Source organism: Frigoribacterium faeni (assembly GCF_007988805.1).
Taxonomy (GTDB): Bacteria; Actinomycetota; Actinomycetes; order Actinomycetales; family Microbacteriaceae; genus Frigoribacterium; species Frigoribacterium faeni.
The window spans coordinates 1-9,645 of the sequence record NZ_BJUV01000057.1 but is presented as its reverse complement, the minus strand read 5'-3'; the positions used below and the strand labels follow the sequence as shown (position 1 = coordinate 9,645).

The 9,645-nt window shown below is 71.8% G+C and carries 6 protein-coding genes; 1 reads left to right on the top strand and 5 read right to left on the bottom strand.

Annotated features, from left to right (window positions below; all coding sequences use genetic code 11):
• Positions 1–48: 48 nt before the first annotated feature.
• The 3 genes from FFA01_RS15410 to FFA01_RS16030 all read right to left on the bottom strand — a co-directional run bounded on the left by FFA01_RS15410 (position 49) and on the right by FFA01_RS16030 (position 4,120).
• Positions 49–810: an SDR family oxidoreductase gene (locus tag FFA01_RS15410; RefSeq protein ID WP_146857068.1), complete on the bottom strand. Its 762-nt coding sequence runs from the start codon at positions 808–810 to the stop codon at positions 49–51.
• A gap of 77 nt (positions 811–887) precedes the next feature.
• The gene (locus tag FFA01_RS15405) at positions 888–3,458 is read right to left on the bottom strand and encodes a DEAD/DEAH box helicase (RefSeq protein WP_146857067.1); all 2,571 of its coding nucleotides are present in this window, start codon (positions 3,456–3,458) and stop codon (positions 888–890) included.
• A gap of 470 nt (positions 3,459–3,928) precedes the next feature.
• Positions 3,929–4,120, bottom strand: coding sequence for a hypothetical protein (locus FFA01_RS16030; protein WP_167627405.1), 192 nt, complete (start codon positions 4,118–4,120; stop codon positions 3,929–3,931).
• Between the two features lie 151 nt (positions 4,121–4,271).
• Here FFA01_RS16030 and FFA01_RS15395 point away from each other — a divergent pair, with 151 nt between their 5' ends.
• Positions 4,272–5,177, top strand: coding sequence for an NAD-dependent epimerase/dehydratase family protein (locus FFA01_RS15395; protein WP_146857066.1), 906 nt, complete (start codon positions 4,272–4,274; stop codon positions 5,175–5,177).
• Positions 5,178–5,290: 113 nt separating this feature from the next.
• On the opposite strand, the gene FFA01_RS15390 is transcribed toward FFA01_RS15395, so the two are convergent.
• Positions 5,291–7,759, bottom strand: coding sequence for a beta-glucosidase family protein (locus FFA01_RS15390; RefSeq protein ID WP_146857065.1), 2,469 nt, complete (start codon positions 7,757–7,759; stop codon positions 5,291–5,293).
• A gap of 74 nt (positions 7,760–7,833) precedes the next feature.
• Complete coding sequence (locus FFA01_RS15385; protein WP_244289900.1) at positions 7,834–9,504, bottom strand: DUF7059 domain-containing protein; 1,671 nt, start codon at positions 9,502–9,504, stop codon at positions 7,834–7,836.
• Positions 9,505–9,645: the final 141 nt, after the last annotated feature.

The following is a 9,645-nucleotide window of genomic DNA, read 5'->3' as shown; positions in this document are numbered from 1 at the left end:
GCACGGAACCCGATGCAGAGCGCCGCGTCTCGGGGTGCGCCGCGCGCGCTACATCGAGGGGTGCGTGCTCGACAGCCCGCCGTCGACGACGAACTGCGCGCCCGTCGAGAACGCCGAGTCGTCGGACGCCAGGTGCAGCGCCAGCCCGGCGACCTCCTCGGGCTTCGCCAGACGGCCTCTCGGGCTCATCGTCTTGAACGCGTCGAGCAGGGCGGGCTGCGCCTCGACCTGCCGGCGGAACATCGCCGTGTCGGTGGGCCCGGGGTGCAGCGAGTTGATGCGGATGTTCCAGCCCTCCTGAGCGGCGTGAGCGGCGCTGGACCGCGTCAACCCCACCAGGGCGTGCTTGCTGGCCGTGTAGGCCGCATCGTCGCCGAAACCGAGGAACGAGGTGGCGGGCGCGAGGTTGATGATCGACCCGCCCTCGCCGTCGGGGTTGGCCCGCATCTGCTCGATGGCGAAGCGCGTGCCGAGCATGACGCCGGTGACGTTGACGGCGAAGACGCGGTTCCAGCTCTCGAGCTGGGTGACGTCGATCGACTGACCCGAGACGATGCCGGCGTTGTTGACGAGGACGTCGAGGTGGCCGTACTGCGAGGCCACGTGATCCATGACGCGCTTCCAGTCGCCGCCGTTGGCGACGTCGTGGCGGAGGAACTCGGCACCCGCCTCGGCCGCGACGGCCGAGCCGTCGACGATGTCGGTCGCGACCACCCTCGCCCCCTCGTCGGCGAACCGACGGACGATGGCCTCGCCGATGCCGGACGCGGCTCCTGTGACGATCGCGACTCTTCCGGACAGGCGAGACATGGATTCTCCTCGTGGAACGGAGCACGGTGGTGCTGCGGTCGTCGGCGGCCCCCGGGTCGGGGAGCACGCGAACGAGGTTACTCCTCGCCGGCTGCGACCCGGGTGCGCTCGGACGCCGGGCCGACCGCGGTGACCGTCACCACGGCCTCGCCCCGTTCGTCGCTCGACGCCAGATCGACGACGGCCGAGATGCCGAAGTCGTGGTCGCCCTCGGGGTCGGCCAGGATCTGACGGACGCGCCAGACCGTGGGCAGCTGCTCGACCTGCAGCATGTGCGGTCCGCGCGCGGCCGCGTCGGTGCCGATCGAGTCGTACTCGTCGAAGTACCGGTCGAGAGCCTCGCCCCAGCGGTCGACGTCCCAGCCGGAGGCGGCGTCGAGCTGCCCGAGCGACTCGGCGTCGTCGAGAGCGGCGAACTGCACCCGCCGGAACATCTCGTTGCGGACGGCGATGCGGAACGCCCGCTCGTTGGCGCTGAAGCGGCGCAGCACCGGCGGCACGATGTCGTCGTGCGCGTCGGCCTCGCGCGGGTTGAGCATCTCCTCCCATTCGTCGAGGAGGCTCGAGTCCACCTGTCGCACCAGCTCGCCGAGCCACTCGATCAGGTCGGCCAGCTCGTCGGTCTTGGCCTCGTCCGGGACCGTCTGACGCAGCGCACGGAACGCGTCGGACAGGTACCGCAGCACCAGCCCCTCCGACCGGGCCAGTCCGTAGAAGTTGACGAAGTCGCCGAAGGTCATGGCGCGCTCGTAGAGGTCGCGGACCACCGACTTCGGGCTCAGCTCGAAGTCGCCGATCCAGGGTTGCGACGCCTTGTACGTCTCGAACAGGGCCGTCAGGAGCTCGTCGAGCGGCTTCGGGTGCGTCACGAGTTCGAGCAGCTCCATGCGCTGGTCGTACTCGATGCCCTCGGACTTCATCGCGGCGACCGCCTCGCCGCGTGCCTTGAACTGCTGCTGCGACAGGATCGGCCTCGGGTCGTCGAGGGTCGACTCGACGACCGAGACGACGTCGAGCGCATAGCTCGGCGACTCGCGGTCGAGCACGTCGAAGGTCGCGAGCGCGAACGGCGAGAGAGGCTGGTTGAGCGCGAAGTTGGCCTGCAGATCGACCGTGAGGCGGATGACCGGCGCGCCGCCGTCGACGCCGGGCTCTTGCACGACCACCTCGGCGGTGCGCAGCGTGCGGTAGATCGAGATCGCCTGCCGGGCCATCGCGTACTGGCGCGACCTCGGCTCGTGATTGTCGAACACCAGCGACCGGACGTTGCCGAAGACGTCGCCGCCGCGGCCGATCACGTTGAGCAGCATCGCGTGGGTGATCTGCATGTGCGAGGTGAGGGCCTCGGGCTCGGCCGCGATGAGCTTCTGGAAGCTCGGCTCGCCCCACGAGACGAACCCGTCGGGGGCCTTCTTGCGCACGATCTTGCGCTTCTTCTTCGGGTCGTCGCCGGCCTTCTCGATGGCCTTGAGGTTGTCGATCTCGTGCTCGGGGGCCTGCAGCACGACCGTCCCCGACGTGTCGTAGCCGGCGCGGCCCGCCCGGCCCGCGATCTGGTGGAACTCGCGAGCCGACAGCTGGCGCATGCGCGTGCCGTCGAACTTCGTCAGAGCCGTCAGCAGCACGGTGCGGATCGGCACGTTGATGCCCACCCCGAGCGTGTCGGTGCCGCAGATGACCCTCAGCAGCCCGCGCTGGGCCAGCTGCTCGACGAGGCGCCGATACTTCGGCAGCATGCCGGCGTGATGCACGCCGATGCCCGAGCGGACGAGCCTGCCCAGGGTCTTGCCGAAGCCGGTGCTGAAGCGGAACCCGCCGATCAGCTCGGCGATCTCGTCGCGCTGCTCCCGACTCGCGACCTTGATGCTCGACAGCGCCTGCGCGCGCTCGAGAGCCGCCGCCTGCGAGAAGTGCACGACGTAGACGGGGGCCTCGCCGGTCGAGAGGAGGTCCTCGACCGTCTCCTGCACGGGCGTCTGGGCGTAGGTGTAGTGGAGCGGCACCGGCCGCTCGACCCCGGTCACCCGGGCCACGGGCCGGCCGGTGCGCCGCGAGAGGTCGTCGGTGATGCGGGTGACGTCGCCGAGGGTGGCGGACATCAGCAGGAACTGCGCCCGGGGCAGCAGCAGGAGCGGCACCTGCCAGGCCCAGCCGCGCGACTGGTCGCCGTAGAAGTGGAATTCGTCCATCACGATCTGGTCGACCTCGGAGTCGGCACCGTGGCGCAGGGCCAGGTTCGCGAGGATCTCGGCCGTGCAGCAGATGATGGGCGCGTCGGAGTTGACCGAGGAGTCGCCCGTGACCATGCCCACGTTCTCGGGCCCGAACAGGTCGACCAGGGCGAAGAACTTCTCGCTCACCAGGGCTTTGATCGGAGCCGTGTAGTAACTGCGCTGCCCGCGGCTGAGGGCCACGAAGTGCGCGCCCGCGGCGACCAGGGACTTGCCCGTTCCGGTCGGCGTGCTGAGGATGACCGATGCGCCCGAGACGAGCTCGATCATGGCCTCGTCCTGCGCGGGGTAGAGCGGCAGCCCTCGACTCTCGGCCCACCCCGCGAAGTCCGCGTAGGCCGCGTCCGCGTCGTAGGAGGCGTCCCCCGGGTCGGCGGGGAGCAGGGCGGCGAGAGGTGCGGTGGAAGCGGAGGACATGATGTGTCGATCTTGCCGCATGCACCCGGCCGACGCCTCCGGGAGGCGCTCTCTCCACCGGCAGCGAGTCAGGGTGCCGCCGGTGGAGGGAACGGGCTCAGGGTCCGGGATGGTCCTGTGCACGACGCCTCTTCTCGCCCCTGAACCGTGCCGCGAGATGAGGATGCCTCGATATTGCCATGAGATGGTCCGGGAGACAAGGCACGCCCCCATCGACGAGACGAGCTCGGACGGGGGCGTGCGAACCGTGTCCGCGAGCAGGAGTCGGGCATGATCGGATCAGGAGATCACACGCGACGGGCCGCTCGACTGGAGGACACGGGCGCCTCGGTAACCAGCCGAGAGCACGGTCAAAAGTAGCGCACCCGGACGCCGGGCGACCGGGTGATCTTCGACGGGTGAGGACTCTCACCCGTCGTCGAGGAGGCCGGAGGCGCCGTAAGGGCGCCACCGCGCTGCTGCAGCGGCGCTCAGCGCAGCGGGATGTGTCCGCCCAGAGCCTGGTCGACGTCATCCACGGCGCCTTCGCGGGTCGCGTCGACGGCGGCGGAGCCGCCGTGCGGGACGACGGTCTCGTCGCTGTCGCCGTGCACGGCGGCCGCGTCGACGTGATCGTCGACGACGTGATCGGCGGGGTCGTGCTGGTGTTCGGTCGGCTTCATGGTGAAGGCCTCTCGCTCGTCTCGGACGTCATGCCGCCTGCGTCGGCGGCGACGTCGGGCGCTCGCTGCGCCCGTCGGCAGCGTACGCCGCGCGACTGACGGTGGCTGCTGATAGAACGGAGTCCCCCCGACAGGCAAGGAAGAACAGACGATGACGTCCACTCCCCCCACCACCCCCGAGCGCGTCGCCGTCACCGGCGGCAGCGGCAAGCTCGGCCGCGCGGTCGTGCGCGACCTGGTCGAGCACGGTTACGAGGTCGTGCTGCTCGACCGCGTGCCGAGCCCCGACCCCGTCGACGGCGTCACGTTCGTCCGCGTCGACCTGGCCGACTACGGCGAGGTCCTGCAGGCCCTCACCCACGTCGACGACCGCTACGACTCGATCGACGCCGTGGTGCACCTCGGCGCGATCCCCGCACCCGGGCTCGTGCCGAACGCGACGCTCTTCACGAACAACGTGACGGCCAGCTACAACGTCTTCGCCGCCGCGCGGGCCGCGCACATCCGCAACGTCGTCTGGGCCTCGAGCGAGACCCTGCTGGGCATCCCGTTCGACCTCGACCCGCCCTACCTGCCGGTCGACGAGGACTACCCGGTGCGACCCGAGTCGTCGTACTCGCTCGGCAAGGCCGTCGACGAGGAGATGGCGCGGCACTTCACCCGCTGGGACCGTCAGCTCAAACTCATCGGCCTTCGCTTCTCGAACGTGATGGACGACGGCGACTACGAGGCCTTCCCGTTCGACGAGTCGCCCGAGGGCCGCACGTTCAACCTCTTCTCGTACATCGACGCCCGTGACGGCGCCCAGGCCGTCCGCAAGGCCCTGCAGTCCGATCTGGTCGGCTTCGAGGCGTTCATCATCGCCAACGCCGACACGGTCATGAACACCCCGACGGCCGTCCTGGCCGACCGCTACTGGCCCGACGTCGAGCGTCGCGCGGCCGTCGAGGGCAACGAGCCGCTGCTCAGCTCCGACAAGGCCCGCGACCTGCTGGGCTTCGTGCCCGAGTACTCGTGGCGCACCTGGGGCGACCGCGTGGGCAACCACCGCTCCTGACACCGCACGAGAACGGGCGGGTCCGTCACGACCGGTCGACCACGATCGACCGGAGACGACGGACCCGCCCGTCCTGCGTCAGAGCCTCGACCTCGGCCCCGAGGAGGCGCAGGTCAGCCCCGCATCTCGGTGGACGCCTCCAACGGAAGATCCGCCAGCGACGACCCCACGTGCAGACGGAACGCGCCCGGCTCGTAGGCCCAGGCTCCGTCACGCCAGTCGGCGAAGGCCCGAGCCGGAACGGCGACCTCGACGTGTGACGTCTCGCCCGCATCGGCCACGACGGGTGCGAAACCGACGAGCCAGCGCACCGGGCGGTCGACGACGGACTCGCCCCGCGACGCGTAGACCTGCACCACGTGCTTGCCGGGGCGCGCACCGGTGTTGGTGACGTCGACGGAGACCGTCACCGTGCCTCCTTCGCGGACCTCGGGCGTCGCCGACACGGCGTCGAGCGACCAGGTCGTGTAGCCGAGGCCGTGGCCGAACGGGTAGGCGGGGGTCGCGCCGGCCTTGAGCCAGGCGCGGTAGCCGATGTGGATGCCCTCGTCGTACGAGACCTTCCCGTCGACCGGCGTGACGTCGATCACGGGCACGTCGGCCTGCTCGGCCGGCCAGGTCGTGGGCAGGCGTCCGCCGGGCTCGACGGCGCCGGTCAGCACGTCGGCGAGGGCGTTGCCGTACTCCTGTCCGCCGAACCAGGTCAGCAGCAGGGCGTCGACCTCGTCGCGCCAGGGCATCGTGACGGGCGAGCCCGAGTTGACGACGACCACGGTCGACCGCGCCGCGGCGGCGACCGCCGAGACGAGCTCGTCCTGCCGGCCGGGCAGCCCGAGCGACGTCCGGTCGAAGCCCTCGGACTCGACGCGGCTGTTCGTGCCGACGACGACGATCGCGACGTCGGCGGCCGCGGCGGCCTCGACGGCGGACGCGATCAGGCCGGCCGGGTCGCTGTCGTCGGGCTCGATGCCGAACGTGTAGCTCAGGGCGCCGCCAAGCGCGCTCGGGGCGATGGTGTGGTCGATCACGACGTCGATCGGCTCGCCGGCGACGACCGAGACGGCCGCCGACTGCGACGGCGGCGACAGGAACGCCGCACCGAGGTCGTCGCCGACGGCCTCGCTCGTGCCGTCGAGCACGACCTCCCCGTCGACCCGGATCACCGAGTGGCCGACCGAGGCGACGCCGAGCAGGATCTCACCGGTCGTCTCGGGCGTGTAGCGCGTCGAGAAGCGGACCACGTCGCTCGACGAGATGGGGGCGTCGCCGCCGAACCAGACCAGCGACGTGGCCCGGCGGTCCTCGCCGAAGAGCTCCTCGTCGCCCGCCCGGAACGACACCCGCACGCCGGGCTCGCCCGTGACCGGGTTGGTGATGCGGTCGAGCGGCAGCTCGGCGACCCCCTCCTGCACGACGGCGCCGACCGAGTACGTGACGGTGGCGCCGGGGAACGCGGCCTCGATGCCCTCGATCGGCGTGACGACCTTCTCGGGGAGCACGGTCGCGCTGCCCCCGCCCTGGGTGCGGGCGAAGCGGGCGTTGTGCCCGATGACGGCGACCGACCGCACGCGGGACGCGTCGAGCGGCAGGGCACCGGCCCGGTCGTGCGCCAGCACGGTGCCGGCGGCGGCGGCCTCGCGGACGAACGCGATGCCGTCCTCGACGGAGACCGGCTCGGCGACGACCGGCTCGAAGCCCTCGAGCGCGCCGACCCGGGCGGCCAGCTGCAGGAGGCGCATCACCTTGCGGTCGACGGCCTCGACGGGCACGTCGCCCGACGCCACGGCCGCCACGAGAGCGGCGCCCCAGGGGCCGTCGGGCCCGGGCATGACGAGGTCCTGCGAGTGGCGGGCGCTCTCGAGGCTGCGCACGCCCGTCCAGTCGCTGACGACGACGCCGTCGAAGCCCCACTCGCTGTTGAGCGGGGTCTCGAGCAGCTCGTTCTCGGTCGCGGTGACGCCGTTGATCGAGTTGTACGACGACATCACCAGCCACGCGCGCGCCTCGACGATCGACTTCTCGAACGCGAGCAGGTAGAGCTCGCGCAGGGCGCGGTCGCTCACCTCGGTGCTCGCCGTGAAGCGGTCGGTCTCGTAGTCGTTGGCGACGTAGTGCTTGGGGGTCGCGCCGACGCCGTTCTCCTGTACGCCGTGCACGTAGGCGGCGGCGAGGTCGGCGGTCAGCACCGGGTCCTCGCTGAACGCCTCGAAGTGGCGCCCGCCGAGCGGCGAGCGATGCAGGTTGATCGTCGGGCCGAGCACGACGTCGACGCCCTTGCGGCGGGCCTCGACGGCGGCGGCCGCGCCGTAGCGTCGAGCGAGGGCGGGATCCCACGACGACGACAGCGAGGAGGCGCTCGGCAGGTTCAGAGACGGCGACCGTTCGTCCCACACCTCGCCGCGCACCCCGCTGGGGCCGTCGCTGACGAGCATGCGTCGCAGCCCGATCCGCTCGAGCGGGTGGGTCGTCCAGAAGTCGCGGCCGGTCAGCAGCTGGACCTTCTCCTCGAGGGTGAGTCGCTGCAGCAGCTCGGTGAGGCGGGCGTGTTCGTCGGCGGCGTTGCCGGTGGTGGAGGTCGTCATGCGTGCACGGTATCAGTGAAAACCGAGTGCGGTTGGGTTTTCCTCGGTCGCCGGCCGTGAGGCCGTCGGCGACCTCAGAGCCGCAGCATGCCCACGGTGACCAGCTCGCGGAGGCGCGGGGTCAGCTCCTGCTCGAGCCGTGCCTCCTCGACGTCGAGCAGCTGCGCCAGCGCCCCGACGATCGCCGCCGCCGAGAGCTCGCCGTCGCACGCCCCGACCAGCGCCGACAGGGCGGTGCCCGACTCGACGCTGCGGGCGAATCCGCCGCCCTGGCGCAGGGTGATGACGGTGGGATCGTCGTTGCCGGGCCAGTAGTGGCGCTCCTCCGTGACGTCGCCCGCGACGCGGAGGTGCGCGGCGAGCAGGGCGTCGTCGTCCAGCCGGCTCAGGACCTCGACCGCGTCCAACGTCGTCAGCAGGTGCGCGCCGAGACCGGCGTCGTTCGACCCGATCCCCCCGAGGAGGCGCTCGATGCGCACCAGGGGCACGGCCGCCCCGTCGACGGGGCGCCTCAGCGTCACGTAGCCGAAGCCGATCTCGTCGATGCGCCGTGCCTCGAAGTCGCCGAGCCAGGCCTCGGAGAGACGCTCGAAGTCGTCGGTGCCGGGACGCGTGCCTCCGTCGCGGATCCAGGTCTCGGCGTAGGCGGCCGGGTCCTGCACCTCGCGTTCGACGACCCAGACGTCGAGGGGCACGCCGCCCCGGGCGGCCCAGTCGGCCACCGAGTACGCGCCCTTCTTCGCGGGGGCGGAACCCGCGCCTCCCTGCTCCCAGTTGCCGAGGAGCTGCGCGACGCCGCCGGGGGTCAGGTGCTCGCCGACCTGGGCGACGACCGCGGCGACGAGGTCGTCGCCCTCCATGCCGCCGTCGCGGTACTCGTACTCGGGCACGCCCTCGACCCGCGGCGTGATGACGAAGGGCGGGTTCGAGACGATGTGGTCGAAGGTCTCGCCGGCCACCGGCTCGAAGAGGCTGCCCAGCCGGAACTCGATGCCGTCGACCAGGTTGAGCGCGGCGTTGAACGCGGCGAAGTCGAGGGCGCGCTGCGAGATGTCGGTGGCGACCACCCGGCGGGCGTGCCGCGCGACGTGCAGGGCCTGGATGCCGCAGCCGGTGCCGAGGTCGAGCGCCCGGTCGACCTGCCGCGGGATCATCAGGCCGGCGAGGGTCGCCGAGGCTCCGCCGACGCCGAGCACGTGGTCCTCGCGGAGGGCGCCGCCGAGCGCGAGCTCGCCGAGGTCCGAGGCGATCCACCAGCTGACCTCGCCGCCCGCGTCGACGAACGAGTAGGGGCGGAGGTCGACCCGGGCGCGGACGGCTGATCCGGGAGCGGCGGCGGTACCGGTGCTGCTGGTGCTGGTGCTGGTGCCGGTGCTGGTGCTGGTGCCGGTGCTGCTGGTGCCGGTGCTGGTCGACTCGAGGGTGTCGGACGCCTCGACCAGGCCCAGGGCGATCGCGCCGTCGACGCCGAGGGTCGGCAGCGCCGCCTCGACCTCGTCCCGGCTCTGCGGGTAGCCGAGGATGAACAGCATCGCAAGGGTGGCGGCGCCGCGGATGCTCTCGTGCGCGTCGACGCTGCGTCGCAGTGCCCGGCGGGCCGCGACCCGCTCGCCGCGGAACAGCGCGGCGCCGGCCGTCGCACCCCAGGCCTCGGGGCTGCTCAGGCGTTCGACGGTGAACCCCGACGACGACAGGTCGGAGCGCAGGCGGGTGAGCAGAGCGGTATCGGTCGAGACGAGAGGCACGACCCCATCTTTCCGCACCCTCTGCGGTTCGGGCTGCGGCGCGGTCGTGCCGCCCCGCGCCTCCTCGTCTCCCCCGCCCGCCCGTCCGCACACACCCCGCCCGCCCGTTCGCCCGCTCGCCCACCCCCTCGCCGCACCCCG

Bases quoted from the DNA above. Each gene is read 5' to 3' on its own strand.
- FFA01_RS15410 (WP_146857068.1), bottom strand. From the start codon at position 810: ATGTCTCGCCTGTCCGGAAGAGTCGCGATCGTCACAGGAGCCGCGTCC.
- FFA01_RS15405 (WP_146857067.1), bottom strand. From the start codon at position 3,458: ATGTCCTCCGCTTCCACCGCACCTCTCGCCGCCCTGCTCCCCGCCGAC.
- FFA01_RS16030 (WP_167627405.1), bottom strand. From the start codon at position 4,120: ATGAAGCCGACCGAACACCAGCACGACCCCGCCGATCACGTCGTCGAC.
- FFA01_RS15395 (WP_146857066.1), top strand. From the start codon at position 4,272: ATGACGTCCACTCCCCCCACCACCCCCGAGCGCGTCGCCGTCACCGGC.
- FFA01_RS15390 (WP_146857065.1), bottom strand. From the start codon at position 7,759: ATGACGACCTCCACCACCGGCAACGCCGCCGACGAACACGCCCGCCTC.